Annotated in this window: 17 protein-coding genes and 2 pseudogenes; 11 read left to right on the forward strand and 8 right to left on the reverse strand. The window is 69.9% G+C overall.

Annotation, left to right across the window (positions count from 1 at the left end):
* Nucleotides 1-2,241: a protein kinase domain-containing protein gene (locus ACZ7J0_RS29300; protein WP_470892346.1), complete on the reverse strand. Its 2,241-nt coding sequence runs from the start codon at nt 2,239-2,241 to the stop codon at nt 1-3.
* A 192-nt stretch (nt 2,242-2,433) separates the two neighbouring features.
* Nucleotides 2,434-2,910 (reverse strand): hypothetical protein, encoded by a 477-nt coding sequence (locus tag ACZ7J0_RS29305; protein ID WP_470892348.1) that lies wholly within the window; start codon nt 2,908-2,910, stop codon nt 2,434-2,436.
* 301 nt (nt 2,911-3,211) lie between these two features.
* On the opposite strand from ACZ7J0_RS29305, the gene ACZ7J0_RS29310 reads away from it, so the two are divergent.
* From ACZ7J0_RS29310 to ACZ7J0_RS29320, 3 genes are all read left to right on the forward strand, one after another.
* Entirely contained in the window at nt 3,212-3,643 is a 432-nt protein-coding gene (locus ACZ7J0_RS29310; protein WP_470892350.1) for an ester cyclase, read from the forward strand.
* 182 nt (nt 3,644-3,825) lie between these two features.
* Nucleotides 3,826-4,818 (forward strand): NAD-dependent epimerase/dehydratase family protein, encoded by a 993-nt coding sequence (locus tag ACZ7J0_RS29315; protein WP_470892352.1) that lies wholly within the window; start codon nt 3,826-3,828, stop codon nt 4,816-4,818.
* 225 nt (nt 4,819-5,043) lie between these two features.
* Nucleotides 5,044-5,565, forward strand: a complete 522-nt coding sequence (locus tag ACZ7J0_RS29320) for an SMI1/KNR4 family protein (RefSeq protein ID WP_470892354.1) — start codon at nt 5,044-5,046, stop codon at nt 5,563-5,565.
* 161 nt (nt 5,566-5,726) lie between these two features.
* On the opposite strand, the gene ACZ7J0_RS29325 is transcribed toward ACZ7J0_RS29320, so the two are convergent.
* Nucleotides 5,727-6,380, reverse strand: a complete 654-nt coding sequence (locus tag ACZ7J0_RS29325; RefSeq protein WP_470892356.1) for a maleylpyruvate isomerase N-terminal domain-containing protein — start codon at nt 6,378-6,380, stop codon at nt 5,727-5,729.
* Between the two features lie 167 nt (nt 6,381-6,547).
* Here ACZ7J0_RS29325 and ACZ7J0_RS29330 point away from each other — a divergent pair, with 167 nt between their 5' ends.
* From ACZ7J0_RS29330 to ACZ7J0_RS29345, 4 genes and pseudogenes are all read left to right on the forward strand, one after another.
* Entirely contained in the window at nt 6,548-7,144 is a 597-nt protein-coding gene (locus ACZ7J0_RS29330; protein WP_470892358.1) for a hypothetical protein, read from the forward strand.
* A gap of 395 nt (nt 7,145-7,539) precedes the next feature.
* Entirely contained in the window at nt 7,540-8,907 is a 1,368-nt protein-coding gene (locus ACZ7J0_RS29335; protein WP_470892360.1) for a pyridoxal phosphate-dependent decarboxylase family protein, read from the forward strand.
* Nucleotides 8,908-8,967: 60 nt separating this feature from the next.
* Nucleotides 8,968-9,285: pseudogene (locus tag ACZ7J0_RS29340) on the forward strand (MmyB family transcriptional regulator); the annotation flags it as partial.
* A gap of 166 nt (nt 9,286-9,451) precedes the next feature.
* Entirely contained in the window at nt 9,452-9,844 is a 393-nt protein-coding gene (locus ACZ7J0_RS29345; RefSeq protein WP_470892362.1) for a nuclear transport factor 2 family protein, read from the forward strand.
* A gap of 129 nt (nt 9,845-9,973) precedes the next feature.
* On the opposite strand, the gene ACZ7J0_RS29350 is transcribed toward ACZ7J0_RS29345, so the two are convergent.
* Complete coding sequence (locus ACZ7J0_RS29350) at nt 9,974-10,714, reverse strand: hypothetical protein (RefSeq protein WP_470892364.1); 741 nt, start codon at nt 10,712-10,714, stop codon at nt 9,974-9,976.
* Between the two features lie 265 nt (nt 10,715-10,979).
* Nucleotides 10,980-11,261 (reverse strand): hypothetical protein, encoded by a 282-nt coding sequence (locus ACZ7J0_RS29355; protein WP_470892366.1) that lies wholly within the window; start codon nt 11,259-11,261, stop codon nt 10,980-10,982.
* Nucleotides 11,262-11,300: 39 nt separating this feature from the next.
* On the opposite strand from ACZ7J0_RS29355, the gene ACZ7J0_RS29360 reads away from it, so the two are divergent.
* The 4 genes and pseudogenes from ACZ7J0_RS29360 to ACZ7J0_RS29375 all read left to right on the forward strand — a co-directional run.
* On the forward strand, nt 11,301-11,948 hold the full coding sequence (locus ACZ7J0_RS29360; RefSeq protein ID WP_470892368.1) for a DUF6197 family protein: 648 nt from the start codon (nt 11,301-11,303) through the stop codon (nt 11,946-11,948).
* Nucleotides 11,949-12,186: 238 nt separating this feature from the next.
* Nucleotides 12,187-13,104 carry a class I SAM-dependent methyltransferase gene (locus ACZ7J0_RS29365; protein WP_470892370.1) on the forward strand — a complete coding sequence of 306 codons (918 nt, stop codon included), beginning with the start codon at nt 12,187-12,189 and terminating at the stop codon, nt 13,102-13,104.
* Between the two features lie 444 nt (nt 13,105-13,548).
* Entirely contained in the window at nt 13,549-14,262 is a 714-nt protein-coding gene (locus ACZ7J0_RS29370) for an alpha/beta fold hydrolase (RefSeq protein WP_470892372.1), read from the forward strand.
* A gap of 61 nt (nt 14,263-14,323) precedes the next feature.
* Nucleotides 14,324-14,743 (forward strand): annotated as a pseudogene (locus ACZ7J0_RS29375) (transposase family protein); the annotation flags it as partial.
* Nucleotides 14,744-14,873: 130 nt separating this feature from the next.
* Here the strand turns inward: ACZ7J0_RS29375 and ACZ7J0_RS29380 are convergent.
* The 3 genes from ACZ7J0_RS29380 to ACZ7J0_RS29390 all read right to left on the reverse strand — a co-directional run bounded on the left by ACZ7J0_RS29380 (nt 14,874) and on the right by ACZ7J0_RS29390 (nt 16,990).
* Complete coding sequence (locus ACZ7J0_RS29380) at nt 14,874-15,689, reverse strand: inositol monophosphatase family protein (protein ID WP_470892502.1); 816 nt, start codon at nt 15,687-15,689, stop codon at nt 14,874-14,876.
* Nucleotides 15,690-15,875: 186 nt separating this feature from the next.
* A complete protein-coding gene (locus ACZ7J0_RS29385) occupies nt 15,876-16,502 on the reverse strand; it encodes a glyoxalase (protein WP_470892374.1) in 627 nt (208 codons plus the stop codon).
* Nucleotides 16,503-16,507: 5 nt separating this feature from the next.
* The gene (locus tag ACZ7J0_RS29390; RefSeq protein WP_470892376.1) at nt 16,508-16,990 is read right to left on the reverse strand and encodes a helix-turn-helix transcriptional regulator; all 483 of its coding nucleotides are present in this window, start codon (nt 16,988-16,990) and stop codon (nt 16,508-16,510) included.
* Nucleotides 16,991-17,051 lie beyond the last annotated feature (61 nt).

Genomic DNA, 17,051 nt, shown 5'->3' on the forward strand with positions numbered 1-17,051 from the left:
TCAGGATCCGTTCGCTTGCAGGGCGGCGACCGTCGTCTGAGCGGGGTTCGAGACGCACAGCCGGTTGTCTCCGGCGCTCCAGGCGAGGTTCACGGGATTGGTCCCCTTCCAGCCGGTGTGCTTCCAGCGGGGTTTGCCGTTCGCCGCGTCGAAGGCCCACAGCACGCAGTCCGCCCCCATTCGGTACACGTTCTTGTCGGCGTACAGCAGCCTGGCGCCGAAGTACGCGGAGCTCTTGTCGTCGGCCGGTACCGGCGTCCTCCATCGAATCTCGCCGGTCGCGCTGTCCCGGGCGGCGAGCGAGAAGCCACCGTCCTCGTCGCGCCACAGGGCGTAGAGCACGGTTCCCTTCTCGTCGGTCGCGATGCCGTCGCCCCTCAGGGACGCGCCGACGACGCCCGTCGCCTTCCACGCCACCTTGCCGGTCGCCGGTTCCAGGGCCGACAGGGTCCCCGCGGAGTCCACGACGAGGAAGTACCGGCCGGCGGCGGCGACCGTGTAGGGCGTGAAGGACTTCGACCAGGCGACGGCGCCCTTCCCGTCGAGAGCGACCAGCTTCTTGGCGCTGGCGTACAGCAGGCCGCCGCCGGTGTGCGGCAAGGCGCAGAAGAGCGGTGTCGCCTCGGCGGTGTGGAGCCAGGCGGTACGGCGGGAGGCGAGGTCCAGAGCCCATGCGCCGTAGCCGCTGATGGACCCGAGGCCCTGGGTCGTCAGGGACAACAGGTGGGCGCGGCCGTCGCGTACACCACAGAGAAGCTGCACCCCCAGGCTCTCCGACCGGTCCAGGGTGGCCAGCGCCGGGTCCTTGCCGTCGGCCATGCGCATGCCGAGCACGACGGCCCTGCCGATGGTCTGGAAGCCGGTCGACACCGTCCCCGTCGTGGTGTGCGTCAGCCCGCCCACGTACAGACGGCCGGCGTCCACGGCGGCGACGGGCCTCGGGTTGGGGCCCGTCACGGCGAATGCCATCCCGTGGTCGGCGGCGTTCACCGTCCACTTGGTGGTGCCCTTGCCGTCGATCCCCCAGATCTGTTGCAGGGACACGCACGCGACAACGCCGCCCGCGGTGAGCACCTGCGTGCAGGGCGCCGACTGGCGTACCTTCCAGGCCAGCTGGGCGTCGGGGACCGACTCGGCCGAAGGACGGGCGACGGTCCGGCTCCCGCCGGGCTTCTTGGAGGCGCCCCGGTTCAGCGCCCACACGGTCCCGGTTCCGGCGACCGCGAGCGCCCCGCCTCCCAGGCCGAGGAGCAGCCCGCGGCGGCTCGGGCCAGAAGAGTCGGGAGGCAACTCGCCGACGTCCGAAGGGCGCAGCACCTCCGTCGGGCCCGTCAGCGGCATCGTCGGTTCCGGTCGGGGCAGGGCCGTCATCACGGACCGCAGGGCGAGGACATCCGCCGCGACCGGCTCGGGAAGCCACCCCGCCCCGGGCCGTGGACGGTCCTCCCGCTCAACGAACTCGATCACCTCGCGCGGAGACGGCCGATCGGCCGGGTCCTTGGCGAGACACCGCTCGATCAGGGGCCGCAACCGCCCCGGGACCGCGGAGAGGTCCGGTTCCGTGTGGACGACACGGAACATGACCGCCGCCGCGGCCCCGTCCCCGAACGGGCTCGCGCCGCCCGCAGCGAAGGCGACCGTCGACCCGAGCGAGAAAAGGTCGCTCGCCGGGGTGAGCGGCTGTCCCAGGGCCTGCTCCGGCGACATGTACGGCGCCGAACCGATGACCGCCCCGGTCGACGTCACCGCCGTACCGTCCGCTGCCCGCGCGATGCCGAAGTCGATGACGTGCGGCCCGTCCAGGGCGAGCAGCACGTTGGCCGGTTTCAGGTCCCGGTGGATCACGTGGGCGGCATGCACCCCGGTCAGCGCCTCCGCGAGACCGGCCGTCAGCATCCGTAACGCGTCCTCGGGCAGCGGCCCTCGCGTGGTGACCGCCTGATGCAGCGAGACACCGACGACGAACGCGGTCGCCATCCACGGGACCGCCGCGTCCGGATCGGCGTCCACGACAGGGGCGGTGAAGGCCCCCGACACCTGTCGCGCCGCCGCGACCTCACGCCGGAAACGGTCGCGGAAACCGTCCTCGCGCGCCAGATCCGGCCGTACGACCTTCACCGCGACCGTACGGCCCCCGGCCGACCGCCCGAGATAGACCGCCCCCATCCCACCGGCGCCCAGCCGTCCCATGAGGGCATAGGGCCCGACCTGGCGCGGGTCGGCGGCGTCGAGTGGCTTCAAGTGGATCCCCTCCCCCGTGGGCCACAACAGGTTACTGGGGAGCCTCCCGGAAGGAGATCGTTTCGCGGTACGTGAGTGGAACGCGTGGCGGGCCGACACCCGCCGGCCCGTCGTGGCGAGGATCGGACTTCCGGCGTAGCCGGGCGACGTCGTCACGGGGCGCCGTTCGGCACCGATCCTCAAGCCACAGGATCAGGGGAAGAGTTTGAAGGTCACGTCCTTGGAGCCCGGAGGCGGTGCGCTGTTGGTGTAGTGGAGCTGGATGCTGGTGAAGCGCTGGGTGTCGGGGTGCGCGGGCCAGGGCTTGGGGTTGCTCAGGGTGACCGTGACCGGGTACGGGCGGAAGCGGCCCGCCGCGCAGTAGGGGCGGCAGTCGTTGACCATGTCGGTGCCGTTGGCCGTAGCCGTGCGCGTGCCCCAGGTGTTCCAGTGGAGTCGGATGAGGCGGTTGTTGCCGTCGCCGCAGGCCAGCAAGTATTCGGCGGGGCGAATCTGGGCCCGGGAGAAGCAGTCGACCACCACGACCGGATCCGGTGCCGGGGCGGCCCGGGTCTGCGCGCAGGCGGGCACTGTGCCGGCCGCGAGAGCCGCAGCCGCGCACAGCAGGGTGGCCAGCCGCACCTTGGTTCGGGCTACGGGAGGGAGCCCGCCGTTTCCTGAAGCGTCCACGAGACCTCCTCGCGCGGTCGGTGATGCAGCAGTGCCCAGCGTCCCCCATCCGGGCGCACGGCGCACCCGCTGCGGGGTGCCGACGGGGGCCGGGGGCAGATGGGCAACAGCGTCCCCACCCCCAGCTGCCTTCTCGGCCCGGTCCTGGAGCACACGTTCTCGTGCGGTGCGTGTGCGCCTCCCTGGTTACTGAGGGCTACAGGCCACCTGCGCGCTGTATGACCAGCTCCAGGGCCTCCGGTGCTGATCGACCGGTGCGATAGTGGAAGTGACGCCTCCATGCGAATGAGGAGGGCACGCGATGTCCATCGATACCAACAAGGCGCTGGTACGGCGGTTCTTCGACGAGGTCTTGAACGGTCGGCGCGTGGACCTTGTCGACGAGCTCGCCGTGCCGGAGTACGAGGAGCACGACCCGCTGCCGGGGCAGCGCGCCGGCCGCGAGGGGCTGAAGGACCGAATGACCATGCTCATCGAGGGACTGGCACCGACCTTCACCGTCGATGACGTCATCGCCGAGAACGACCGCGTCGTCGTCCGCTGGACGAATGACGCCACGCACTCGGGCACGTTCTTGGGCATCCCTCCCACAGGGCGGTCGTGCCGGTTCGCAGGCGTCGACATCTTCCGCCTCGAGGGCGACCGGGTCGCCGAGCACTGGCACGTGGTCGACCAGCTCACGATGCTTCAGCAGCTCGAACTGCTGCCGTCCTCCCAGGGAGCGTCGGCGTAGAGGCGCGTAGCTCCGTTCCCTTCCCGTCGGCCGATACCAGGTGGCGCAGGCCTCACCTCCGGGAACACCCTCGTCGGCCCGGACAGCAGGAGGTGGGGGCTGCTGCCACCAGTTGACGACATCGGGTCCGCCGGCAGCGAACCCGTCTGGTTGCTCGGTGGTCGCGGTGCTTGGGTGTGGGGATGGAAATCTTGGTTCTGGGCGGAACAGCATGGGTGGGCCGGGAGCTTTCGCGGCAGGCGACAGCGCGTGGTCACCAAGTCACCTGCCTCGCGCGCGGAGAAAGCGGAGAAGTCGCCGACGGAGCGACGTTGGTGGCCGCCGACCGGCGCGATCCTTCCGCGTACGAGCCCCTACGCGATCGCGAATGGGACGCGGTCATCGAGGTGTCATGGCAGCCCGGCTTCGTGCGCGAGGCGCTCCACGCACTGGGTGACAGGGCCAGGCACTGGATCTACGTCTCCTCCGTCAGCGCCTATGCCTCGCACGCCGTGGCGGACGCGGACGAGTCCGCGGCACTTCTGGCCCCGACAGACCGGAGCGAGGTCGACCGCGCGCTGTACGGCGAGGCGAAGGTCGCCTGCGAGCAGGTGTCGACGGCCGCCGTGGGCGACCGCCTCCTCATCGCACGCGCCGGCCTCATCGGCGGCCCGGGCGATCACAGCGGACGCTCCGGCTACTGGGTGGCCCGCGCCGCGCGGGATCCGCGAGGACCGATGCTGGTTCCCGACGTACCGGCCATGCCGACACAGGCAGTTGACGTGCGGGACCTCACCTCCTGGCTGCTCGACGCCGCGGAGAAGGGCACCACCGGCGTCTACGACGCCGTCGGTCCGGTCGTTCCGTTCGAAGAATGGATCGAGCTGTCCCGGGCTCTCGGCGGGCACACCGGTCCGGTGGTCACCGCCGACTCGGCATGGCTGCTCGCGAACGGCGTCGCCGAGTACATGGGGGCCGAGTCGCTGCCGATGTGGGTGGTCGAGCCGGGTTGGGAAGGATGGTCGTCCCGGAGCGGTTCCGCGGCGCGCGCCGCGGGGCTGCGAAACCGGCCGCGGGCGGAGCTGCTGGCGGACACGCTGCTCTGGGAACGCGAACAGGGTCTGGACAGGGCACGACGCGCCGGGCTCAGCGCGCAGCGCGAACGGGAGTTGCTCGAGGCTCTTGGCGAGGGCTGACGTCGCCGGCCTTGTGCGCTTGGCGCGAGCCACACCTCGTGACCGACCGGGGCGGCGCTGTCGGCAGGCCCGCCATGAGCTCCAGGCGGAGCGTGTCGCCAGAGCCTGTCTCCTTGGCCGGTCGGTGACTTCGTGGCGGGGCGGGTTAGGTTGTGCCCCGTATTCACCCTCATCTGCGATCAACTCCAATACAGGCACGCTCGACATGCTGGAAGGACGCTAGTGGTGGCAACGCTCCCAGAGATCACAGCCCTGATGGGCGAACCCCGTTTCACCTGGTCGGATCCGGCTCCTTGGATCGAGCTGGAGCGGGAACTCGGTATCGAGTTTCCTGCGGACTTCCGTGAGATCGTCGATGCCTATGGTTCGATCGAGGTCAACGGGCAGTTGTATCTGACGCACCCCGCCGGTCATCTTCTGCATAGTCTGGGAGAGCAGATCAGGGGGGATCTCGAACTCTGGCGCGACGAGGACATGGTCGAGTTCCTGCCCAGTCCGGTAGGGCCGAATCCCGGTGAGTTGATACCGGTGGCATCGGCCACGACGGGGGAAGCGATATTCCTTCGTGTTCCCGACGACCCGTCGTCGCCCTGGCGCGTCGTGGTTCAGGAGTTCGACAGTCCAGCCTGGACTCTCTACGAGATGACGTTCAGCGAATGGTTGCTGGCTTATCTCAAGGGGAGGGACGTGACGGTGTGTTCTCGCAACTTCGCGCCTGACGGCCCGTTCTACAAGTTCCTGCCCTGAAGAAGAGCAGGCGCGATCCGCAAGGAGGGCCGCAGGGCGGTTTCTTGGCCTGCCGAGTCCGCTTCCTGGGATCCGGGCTCTGCCGGCTTGCCGAGACTGGATCGATCAGGATCAGCGTGAGGATCAGGCCTGGAGACGGCGCGCCATCCCCAATGGGCCGCTCAGCCGAGGACGAACGGCAGCTTCGCGGCGAAGTCGCCCAGCGCGGCCTTCTCCGCGTTCGTCGGCGTGCGACGTCCGGTGCCGACCAGCAGCGTGTCCTCGTCCGAGAACGAGGCGGGAAACGGGGAACCGGCGATCTTCTCCAGCGACGCGCGGGCCGCCGCGAGGGTCTCGGCGGGCGGCTCGGCGGCCGACGGCAGAAACGCGATCAGGTCGAGGTGGTGCAAGGTCCATTCGAGTACGTACGCGGAAAGGAAGTCGCCGACGGTCAGCACCTCGTCGCGAGTGCTGACACGGACGGTGGGATCGGCGAGTTCGGCGGCGCGGCCCGCGGCGGAACCGACGTCGTCGAAGTGGAACTTGAGCCACCGAGGATCGCCGTAGGCGGCGGCCAGCCGGGGGATCAGCGCGTCGAGCGGGTCCTCTCCGGTCGGTGGGTCGACGAGGTTCCAGTAGGTGACCGCGTCCACGGTCGGTTCGGCTGCTGCGGGCGTGACCAGGGTGATCAGGACGTCCTGGGCGTCGATGACCAGGTGGCACACCAGGTCCCGCACGAGCCAGCCGGTACATCCCGACGGCCGCTCGAAGTCCTCGTCCGGGGTCTCGGCTACCGCCGTGCGCAAAGCCGTCCAAGAGCGTGAGAAGAGATCCACTACGGCACGGTAATACCGGACCGGAACGGCGGACAAGCGCGTACGGACGGTCGGTTCGAGTGGCCCCGCAGCACTGACAACCCCCGGCCTCGACCCCTTCACGCCCCATTGTCAGAGGCGGATGGCATGGTGGGCTGAACCGAATGAGACACGGGGAGCGGAGAACCATGGGTGACTACTTCGAGCGGATCGTCGACCTCGAGGTGAGTGCCGAAGATGCCGGTGCGCTTGCGGAGCGGATGGTCGACTGGATGGTTTCCGAAGGCCTGATCACACGCGACATGTCCAGTGACTGCATGTACTCCACGAACGTAGACAAGGGTTATGTTCCCGGCCCGAACTGGCGGCGCGCCGTGGAGGACTGGGACCCGGACCGGATACCCGGCCCGGTTGCCGTCGTAGTCGGGCGGGAGGATCACATTGCGGGCCAGGGAGAGATCGAGCCGGAATGCGCTGTCTGCCCCCGCTGCGACGTCGAGACCGTGATCATCGATTACCCGAACGGGGTGTGGGAGCCGGACGAAGCGGTCTGGCAACCCTTCCGGGACGGCGTCGAACAGTGGAAGGCGACGGGGGAGGGGAGTGCCGCGTGCCCGTCCTGCGGCGCGCTGGTCCCTGTCACCGAATGGGAGTGGCCCCCTGGCTTCGAGCTCGGGTCGCTGGCCTTCGACTTCTGGGGGTGGCCACCGCTCCTCGAGAGCTTCTTCGTTGAATTCCGCGCACAGCTCGGACACCGCACCGCAGAGCATTCGGGGAAGTTCTGACACGCATCGGCGTCCGGCGCGCCACCCGCCGTACCTCGACCCCTCAAGGGCTCGAGGCAGGGGGCGACCGCGCGCACGGCAAAGGCCCGGCTCATCGCGGGCAGCAGAATGACATGTGCCGGAGCCACCTGGACTGCCTCGAGCCGACACGACCCGTGCCGGCCGGCCGGTCGCCGGCGTCAGGACGCGTCGGCTCCGCCCGTCCACCTCTGCCGATCACGCGTAACCGGCACCTGACCGCGCGGACACGAGCGCGCGAGGTCCAGCGCGTGCGTGGCGGACCGTCACCGAACGCAGCGCTCAGCGCCTGGCCCCCGACGGTCGCCTGCGGGAGGCGACGGTGTGAGTCGTTGGCTGGCTTGCGCGGCTGCGGTGGCTGACCCATAGTCCGAGGTATGGACGCGCGCGAGGCGGCGCTACGGCAGGCGTACGGCCATGCCCTCCGCTGGCTGGCGAGCCTGTCCGACCGCCCGGTTCCCGCCCGCGCTTCGGTCGATGAGATCGTGCGCGCGCTCGGTGCCGACCTGCCCGACGGACCGAGCCCACCCGCCGATGTGGTCGACCTGCTGGTCAAAGCCTGTGAGCCGGGGCTCACCGCGTTTCCCAGTGGTCGCTTCTACGGATTCGTGGTCGGTGGCACCGAACCGGCCGCACTGGCCACGGACTGGCTGGTCAGTGCCTGGGACCAGAACTGCGTGATGCGCTCCGTCTCGCCCGCCTACACGGCGGCGGAGGACATCGCCGGCGGGTGGTTGCTCGATCTGCTCGGCCTGCCGACCGACAGCGCCGTCGGCTTCACCACCGGTGCCACGATGGCGAACTTCACCTGCCTCGCCGCCGGGCGCGACGCGGTGTTGGCACGAACCGGCTGGGATGTCACCCGGGACGGGCTCGTGGGCGGGCCGACTGTGCGCGTCCTCGTCGGCGAGGGCCGGCACATGGCCATCGACCTGGCGCTGCGCTACCTGGGGCTCGGTGCCCCGGTACTGGTGAAGGCGGACGATCAGGGACGTATCGAGCCCGAGGCGCTGCGGCATGCCGTCGAGGCCGGCGGACAGAGCCCCGTGATCGTGATCCTTCAGGCCGGAGAGATCCACTCCGGCGCCTTCGATCCCTTCGCCGAGACGATCCGTGCCGCTCGCCAGGCAGGAGCATGGGTGCACGTCGACGGCGCTTTCGGGCTGTGGGCGGCCGCCTCCCCGACGTACGCACATCTGGTGGCGGGCTGCGCAAACGCGGACTCCTGGGCGACGGATGCCCACAAGACCCTGAACGTCCCCTACGACTGCGGCCTCGCCATCGTGCGCGACCCGTCCGCGGTCCGGGCAGCGATGGGCCTGCGGGGCGACTACCTCATCCAGGCCGAACACGGCGACCCCATCGACAAGGTCCCCGAGCTCTCCCGACGCGGCCGAGCCTTCACCGTGTGGGCCGCGCTCCGGTCCCTCGGCCGATCCGGAGTGGCCGATCTCGTCGAGCGGCTGTGCCGGCACGCCTCCGCGTTCGCCGGCGGGATTGCCGAGATCGACGGCGCGACAGTCCTCAACGACGTGGTATTCACCCAGGTCTGCGCCGAGTTCGGCAGCGACGAACGCACGGATCAGGTACTCGACCGGCTGCTCGCCGAGGGCACCACGTGGATCAGCGGCTCCACCTGGCACGGTCGTCGTGTCATGCGGATCTCCGTGAGCAACTGGTCGACGACGGACGACGACGTGGCACGCGCACTCGACGCGATCCGGCGCGCGTCCATCAGCGCCTGATCCGACGCCGCCATCTGGTCAAGCCGCCGGCTTTCCTCCGACGTCGGGCCTCCGTCCGCAGCCGGCCGCGACCCCCACGACAAGGAACTCCACGACCTCGTCGGCGAACTCTCCACCCGCAGCGACGCCTTCCGCACCCGCTGGGGCGCCCACAACGTCCGCCACCACGGAACCGGCTTCAAGCGGTTCCACCACGCGGTCGTAGGCGAACTCACCCTCGCCTACGAAGGGCTCGAGATGGCCGCCGTACCCGGCCTCACCCTCACCATCTACACCGCCGAACCCAGCTCACCGTCCGCGGAAGCACTGCGCCTCCTGGGTTCCTGGGCAGCCACACAAGAAACGGAATCGGCCCCGCCCCCGCTCCCGACCAGCTGAAGTAGCTTGATCCGCCGCGCGTGGACAACCCACCGCTGGGATACGCGCCCCGGACGCCGACCCTGACCGCCTCCGATCGGCGCGAGTTCGGTGCCAGACGGCGTAACGACGCGGGTCGCGGTCTTGTGGCCCGACTTACGTTTGCAGGAGGCCGAGGGAGGCACTGATGACCGATCATCCGAACACCGTCGTTTTCCACCGCGTCATGGCCGCCTTCTCGGCTGGCGACATGGACGCGCTGGCCGAGCTCTTCCATCCTGACGTGGTGTGGCACGTCGGGGGCAGGAATCTCCTGGCGGGCGACTACCGAGGGCGTGATGACACGTTCGCCCTGTTCGGCCGCGAGTTCCAGCTGACGGACGGCACCTACCGCCCGGAGCTCCACGACGTCCTCGCCAACGACGACCACACGGTCGCCCTGCTCCACGTCACGGCGTCACGCGAGGGCAGGAGGCTTGACCTGGACTATGCCCTCATCTTCCACATCGATGACGGCCGGATCACCGAGGGCTGGGTGGTGACAACGGACCCGGCGGCGTACGACGAGTTCTGGTCTTAGCGGTTCGGTCAGCCATGGCGGCAGCGGAGTCGGCGACGGTGGTGTTCCCCGACCAAGGGCCCGGGCTCGGTGATGTGCGGCAGCATGAGGCCACTCTCGGACCGGACCACGACGATCGCATCGCCGGCCTCACCAAGACGGCACAGTATTCGCGACCACCCGGTCTGCCACCGAGAACGCAGTTCCGCAGTCAGCGCACGCCGCTTCTCCGAAGAGATACGGCAGCCTTTCAGCAAGTACTGGCTGTCCATCACCGAGGGCCTGGTAGTACAGCCGCTCGGCCAAGCCCTCCAACTCTGCCGGGTCAGCCGGCCGCAGCGGGGTTTTCTCGACATCCCCCAGCGCGTAGTCCTCGCTGCATGAGAAAAAGCCGTCATCGCCCGTCACGATGAACAGGTTCACCCCGCAGTAGGGGCAGTCGACCTCGTATTCGCCCTGCGCCAAGTCGTCCAGGTGCTCGTCCCAGACCTCTACGCCCTCGAAGGCCAAGGCAGCCTGAAGCAGTCCGACATAGTCCTCCATCTCCAGAGGCAGACGGAGGCACTGCTCAGTGAACCGCGAAAGCTCGGCGATCTCCGACGAGTAGACCTCGCGGGCCGCAACGCCCTCCACCGACCGACGCGCGCTGGCCACGATCGGACCCGCCGCGAACAACACCCAGCGCCGCTCGTCAGGCTCCCGGCCGGCTGCGATCTGAACAAAGCGGGGCAGCGCCGCAAAGCTCGCGGAGAACGCTGTGTCGAGCATCGGGCAGAGCCGGTCCATCAGCTCGGACCAGACGCCACGCGGATCGGCCTCGAACCGGTCGAGCAGACCGGGGACACCCTCCGCGGAACCATGCGCGTCACTGAGCTTCGACCAATCAGCCATGCCCGGATCCAAGCAGACCGTCGACAGCCGTGACGAAACCGGTCCTCACGAACCGCGCCTGTCAGACACCGGTGAGATGCGGCCGCTGGTTGTGCGGCCGCTGTGCTCACCTCGTCGGGCGGAGGCGCCCCATGATCGTTCTTGACCCGGCGTCGGGTCATGCTCGACTCCGCTGGTCGACGAGTGCCTTGGGTTATCCGGAGCCTCCCGTCATGCGGATCGTGGTCGGCTAGAACATCCCCGACGAGATCCGGAAGGTGGCGCCCTAGGCGGCCACTGTCTGCGTCCTGTCCACGATCGGGATCAGGTCGGCGTTGTCGAAAAAGGCAGTCTCGGCCTTGTTCCACAGCGAGCAGCCGGCCGCTCCCGGCAAGGTGGCGGCCTTCGCCGTCAGGCGGTCGTAAGCCGTGTTCCTGAGGTGGGCGAAGTTGTTGCCGGATCGACCACCGGTCTCCGCGACGGACGGCTCCTCATCGCCCGTCTCGGTGCGAATCTCCCCCGAATGCCACAGCCGCCTCAAGCGGCGCCTGCGCGCGGCCGAGATCACCCTCACCACAAGGACCGAGAGCCATGGAGATCCACCCCGATGCCGACCACCACCACCCCCACCGCCCTCGACCTCGAGGCCGGCCGCCTCTACGAGACCGCGGCTTGGCAGCAGATCGTCACCAACTGGGCCGCGACCGCCCAGGAACCGACGGTCCGTCCAGCCGGGCAAGTGACTCAAGCGACCCGAGCCTCCACCCGTGGTGGCGAACCGGGGGACTGGCGCAGCCTCCTCTCCGCCCCCGTCGACCAGCTCATCACCACCGCCCTCAACGCCCTCCCGGCGCAGCCTCCCGACGAGCGGCGCCTGCCCGGCCGGCTGGGCGCGATCCTCCCCGACCGCCTCCACGCCTGGCGCCGCATCGGCCAAACAGACCTACGCCCCTCCACCCACCTCGCCTACGCCCGCCATGTGCTGGCCGAGTGGGGCTGGCAGAACACCCCGTACAAGCTCCGCAACGCCCGCGGTGCTCGCTGCCTCTGCGGTGCCATGCTCACCGCGCACCGCCTCGGCTACGGCAGCACCGACTGCATGAACCAAGCCGGCGCCTGGATTCTCACCGAACTGCGCACCCAGGGATGGAGCGGCCTCATCGGTCCCTGGAATCGAGCCCCCGGCCGCACCGCTTCCGAAGCCCTCGACCTCATCGACGCCACGATCCGACGCGCCTCCCACGCTGGGCACTGAGCCCACCCGGGGTCGGAAGCCCCGGACAAACGCCCGACATTCAGCTAGGTGTCCCGCCCCCCGACCGGATCAAGGCCGACCCGACACCAGCTCATCGTGACTGCGTACGCGGTCGCAGCGATCTGTCGGCGCCGGGAACGCTGGGCCACGGCGGGTCACCATGTGCTGCCGAGAATATTCCGGTCGGGGCCCCGCGCGGCGTGCCTCGCCCGCGCGGGCGCCGGCGCGTGCAGGATCGATGTACATCGGCCCCGCCGCCCGCCGCCCGCCGCCCGCCGCCCGCCGCCCGCCGCCCGCCGCCCGAAGAGGTCCCGCCGTGGAACTGCCCGACTCCCCGCTCCCCGACCGTGGCGACACCCTTGACGGCCGCTACGGCGAGGCGGTGTTCCCGCCGGAGCGGCCCGGTGAGGACGAACGGATCGACCTCGGCGCGCTCGCCTACGACGAGACCACCTTCGCGCGGTTCGGGGCACTCGGGGTCGGTCCCGGGTGGCACTGCCTGGACGTCGGAGCCGGGACGGGTACGGTGGCCCGCCGGTTGCTGGAACAGGCTCGCGTCACGTCCGTGCTCGCCGTCGACCGTGACGTACGCTTCCTCGCCGCCCGGCCCGCACCGGGGCTCACCGTCATGGAGGCGGACATCACCGACCCGGACTTCGATCCCGGGCGGTTCCAGCTCGTCCACGCACGGTTCGTCATGATGCATCTCCCCGCGCGGCGAGAACTCATCAGGAAACTGGGTGAGTTGCTCGCCCCCGGGGGAGTGCTCGTCCTCAGCGACGCGGTCGACCTGACCTCCGCCGGAGCGGCCGACACCTCGTACACCCGGGTGATGCGGGCGATGTGGCAGGGACTGAAGGACACCATCGGGACGGACGTCGCCTGGGTGCCCGAGTACCCCCGTCTGCTGCGCGAAGCCGGGCTCACCACCGTGGCCGCGGAGATGTACGTCCCTCCGCTGCTGCCCGGCAGCGCGATCAGCCGCTTCTGGGCCGATACGTGGCGGCGCGCACGGGAGTCGATGACGGCGACGGGCCTCGTCGACGACGCGACGGTCGAGGAGGCGATCCGCTGTCTGGATGCGCCGGACTGCGCCGAGCTGTCGCCCGGGATGATCACCGCGTGGGGCCGTCGGGCGGGAGACAACGGTTCCTGAGCGCGCGAATACGGGCGGTCGTGCTCAGGCCGGGGAGCAGCGAGCAAGACAAGAAGAGGCTGCGGGGGTCGTGGCGTTCCCCGTCCTCTTCCGACGCGCCCTGCGTCAACGGCCAAGGCCTCGTCGTCAACGGCGGCCTGGTCGGTGCCGTGCCCGGCTGGCGAACGACCGGGCACGCCGGCGCCTGGTCGGTGCCGTGCCCGGCTGACGAATGACCGGGCGTCCACCCGCAGCCGATCGGCCTTCCCGCGGGCCGCGCCGTAGCGCGGCGCTCTGAGGCCGGCGCGGGACGACCGGCCGGGCGCGGTGCTCACGACGTGGTCGGCTATTGAAGGCCGGGCCAGGGCTGTGTGGGTGCAGGCCCCGAGGTGCTGACAGGTAGTGGTGGTTCGGCCGCTCGTGAACGCCGGTCCTCCGGCAGGACTTTGCGCATATCCTCCGGAGATGGTTGATCACCGCTCGGTCGACGTGGGAGGGGTCCGGCTGGCCTATCAGGTGTCGGGGCCGCTGGATGCTGTCCCGCTCGTCCTGTTGCACGCGTTGGGCGAGGACGTCACCGACTGGGACGTGGTGACACCCATCCTCGCCCGCAGCCGACGGGTATACGCTCTCGATCTTCGCGGTCACGGCCGAAGCGATTGGCCGGGGAACTACTCCCTCGAACTCATGCAGACCGATGTGCTCCGGTTCCTGGACGTACTGGGGCTTGGCCCGGTGGACCTGATCGGGCACTCCATGGGCGGGATCGTGGCCTACCTGCTCGCGGAGGAGCATCCGCAGCGGGTGAGCCGGATGGTCCTGGAGGACGTTCCGGTTCCGCGTCCCCGGGAGCCGACCACCCCGACCAGGCCGGACGGTGACCTGGCCTTCGACTGGGAGATGGTGCTGGCCGTCAGGAGGCAGATCGACCTGCCTGACCCGAGGTGGCTGGAGCGGCTCAGCCAGATCACCGCCGAGACTCTCGTGGTGGCCGGCGGTCCACTCAGCCATGTGCCCCAGGACGGCATCGCCGAGCTGGCCCGCCGCATCCCCGGTGGGCACATGGTCACCATCCCGGTCGGACACCTGATCCACCACGCAGCGCCGGAGGCGTTCGCCGAGGCGGTTTCGGCCTTCCTCCTTTCGGACGAGGACTCCCGTCCCGCCCGCCAACCATGAGCGCGACGTCACCGGCCGTGATGTGAAGGAGCCCGCACGGTTTTTCGAGTGTGACCAAGAAGTGGGCCCGTGCGGCCCTGTCCCATCCTGCCTTCACCGGTCTCTCCCGTGCACATCTCGCCGGTTTGATCGAGACCCGTGGTCCCGGGCCGACCGGCCCGGAAGAACGCACGATCAGACCGTGATGCGCACCGAGGGCATCGCCGAGCAATTCCGCCTGCACCCACGGGTGAAGGCTGAGGTCGACGACGGCTACCGGGGCCTGGCCAACGAGTTCCCCGAACAGGTCAGCGCGCCGCCGAAGAAGCCGAAGGGCGAGGATGCGGCACTCGGCGAGCAGTACGCCTCGCGCGAGATGCGGCGCCGCCAGTCCTCCACTCGGACCTGCGTCGAGCACGCCAACGCCGAGCACAAGCAGTGGCGCCCGCTGCAACGGTTCCTCGGGCGCCGCGAGCACTACGCCGCCACCCACCACGCCCTCGCCGCTCTGGTCTCCGACCGCGCCTCCAAGCGGGCCACCCGCCGCAAGGCGAGCACCGAACTCGTGCCCGTCAGCTCATGGCCGGCTGAATCACCAACCAGCCGAACCTCCAGACCGGCACGCCCGATCTTCAATAGCCGACCACGTCGTAGTCGCGGCTGCGGATCATCGACATCAGGAGCTCGTGGGTTTCGCCGTCGGCGGCCACGACCAGTCCGCGGCCGGTCTGCCCGATCGGGGCGCCGTCGATCCCGGTGACCACGCACCCGGCTGCCTGGCACAGAGCGATACCGGCCGCGAAATGCACGCTCTCTGACAGGTCGCCTCCGTCGGTGACGTACGCCGCGCGCTTGCCGGCAGCCACCCAGGCCAACGCCAGCGTCGTGGAGACGACCCGAGGGCGGAACCGTTCGACGAACGCGGGGTGGGCCAGCAAGTCCACAGCCCGGAACCCGGGCGCGCTGGGAAACGGCGGGTCCAGGTTGACATCCACGAGGCGGGTGGAAGCCGTGGGCGCCAGCCGGACATCGGCACCGTCGTGCTGTGCCCAGGCGGTCTCACCATCGGTGCAGAAGACCTCGCCGCTGAACGGGTCGGCCACCGCCGCCGCACCCTCGCGCAGTGCCACGTTGACCGCCACCAGGGCGTTACCGACGGCGTAGTTCAGCGTGCCGCACAAGGGATCCACCAACCACTGGCGGGCGGCCTCCGCGGAGCCCTGCTGACCGCCCTCTTCGCCGAGCACAGCGTCATGGGGCCGGGCGGCCTGGATGACGCCGAGGATCGCCTTCTCGGCCTCGACATCGGCGTCGGTGGCGAAGTCCCCGGCGGCCTTGTCGATGCGGGTGCGCCACCGGCCGTACATGGCGCGTACGATGTCGGCGCCGGCCCGTGCCGCGGCTATCGCCACCCCGGCATCATCGAGGCCCGCATACGAGTCGAGCAGGTCACGCAGGTTGCTCTCCGGCCACGCGTCAAGGTCACGCGGCGTCCCCTCACGTCCACGCGGCGGCTTGCCCGTCATGCTTCCTCCAGTCACTTCGGAACCCTTCCTTCAGAGACATTCTCCGTCGGTCGGAGTCCGGTGCCTGCTCGTGATCGGCGGCCGGGCAGGGCAGTTCTCAATGACACGTCAGAGGGCGGGCGCTGGTGACGCGGCCTCCCACGCGAACCCGTCCGGGTCGGTGAAAGGCCCCGCACCGCCGCCGATCGCGAGCCGGTGCGATCCGGTGCCCTCGGGAGAGACGCCGACGTCCTTGGCCAGGGCGCGGCGCCTGTACAGCGCCAGCTTGACGGGACTCGACCCCGCGGCGAACTCGACGTACACGCGGCCGAAGCTCTTCGCAACGGCAAGGCCCTGGTCGACGTAGAACCGCTTGCTCGCGGTCACGTCCGCGACTCCCAACAGGAGCACGATCTCGTCGAACTGCCGGGTGGCAGGACCGGTGTCCTTCCTCGCCGAGGTCGCGACCTTCCAGATCGTGCCGTCCGGGGCTTGTACGACACCGCCGTAGCCCCAGAGCGACTTCGCGGCGGGCTTCAGGGGTGTGGCGCCGGCGGCGAGGGCGGCGTCGATGAGGCTGTCGACGTTGGCCGGCTGGGACACCGTGAGGGCCAGGGTGAACCCGCGGAAGCCGGTTGTGGGTGCCTCCGACGCCCGCAGGCGTATCTGCGAGTCCACACCGAAGGCAGCGGTGTAGAAGCGATGGGCGGCAGTGGGGTCGGCCACGTCGAGGGTGATGGATTCGATGGATGCCATGGCCATCACGCTAGTTGCGGCTCGGCGACCGGCGCTTCTTGATTCCTGACCGGTCTTGTCACCTGTTTCGCCACGCACGGCGGCATGCCCTCGGCCGCGCCCGTCGCGCGGCGCCGGTAGGCGCCGGGCGGCATACCGACCAGCTCGGTGAAGCGGGTGCTGAAGGTGCCCAGCGATGAGCAGCCGACCGCGAAGCAGACCTCAGTGACGCTGAGGTCGCCACGACGCAGCAGCGCAGTCGCACGCTCGATGCGACGCGTCATCAGGTACGCGTACGGTGACTCGCCGTACGCCAGCCGGAACTGGCGGCTGAGGTGGCCGGCGGACAGGTTCACGCCACGGGCGAGCGCCTCGACGTTCAGCGGCTGCGCGTACTCCCGGTCGATCCGGTCGCGCACGCGGCGCAGTCGCGCGAGATCCGTCAGTCGCGCGAGGTCACTGAGGCGCTGCGCCGCGGCACGTGCGCGCCCCCACGAGGGGTGACACATGGGAGAACTCCTTGTCATCGAGGTCCGCGAGCACCTGGGTCGCCTGCCGAGGCAGGCGGCG

It is taken from the genome of Streptomyces sp. NPDC038280, assembly GCF_055600045.1.

Bases quoted from the DNA above. Each gene is read 5' to 3' on its own strand.
- ACZ7J0_RS29370 (WP_470892372.1), top strand. From the start codon at position 13,549: ATGGTTGATCACCGCTCGGTCGACGTGGGAGGGGTCCGGCTGGCCTAT.
- ACZ7J0_RS29390 (WP_470892376.1), bottom strand. From the start codon at position 16,990: ATGTGTCACCCCTCGTGGGGGCGCGCACGTGCCGCGGCGCAGCGCCTC.
- ACZ7J0_RS29330 (WP_470892358.1), top strand. From the start codon at position 6,548: ATGGGTGACTACTTCGAGCGGATCGTCGACCTCGAGGTGAGTGCCGAA.
- ACZ7J0_RS29360 (WP_470892368.1), top strand. From the start codon at position 11,301: ATGCCGACCACCACCACCCCCACCGCCCTCGACCTCGAGGCCGGCCGC.
- ACZ7J0_RS29335 (WP_470892360.1), top strand. From the start codon at position 7,540: ATGGACGCGCGCGAGGCGGCGCTACGGCAGGCGTACGGCCATGCCCTC.
- ACZ7J0_RS29315 (WP_470892352.1), top strand. From the start codon at position 3,826: ATGGAAATCTTGGTTCTGGGCGGAACAGCATGGGTGGGCCGGGAGCTT.
- ACZ7J0_RS29345 (WP_470892362.1), top strand. From the start codon at position 9,452: ATGACCGATCATCCGAACACCGTCGTTTTCCACCGCGTCATGGCCGCC.
- ACZ7J0_RS29385 (WP_470892374.1), bottom strand. From the start codon at position 16,502: ATGGCATCCATCGAATCCATCACCCTCGACGTGGCCGACCCCACTGCC.
- ACZ7J0_RS29310 (WP_470892350.1), top strand. From the start codon at position 3,212: ATGTCCATCGATACCAACAAGGCGCTGGTACGGCGGTTCTTCGACGAG.
- ACZ7J0_RS29350 (WP_470892364.1), bottom strand. From the start codon at position 10,714: ATGGCTGATTGGTCGAAGCTCAGTGACGCGCATGGTTCCGCGGAGGGT.
- ACZ7J0_RS29365 (WP_470892370.1), top strand. From the start codon at position 12,187: ATGTACATCGGCCCCGCCGCCCGCCGCCCGCCGCCCGCCGCCCGCCGC.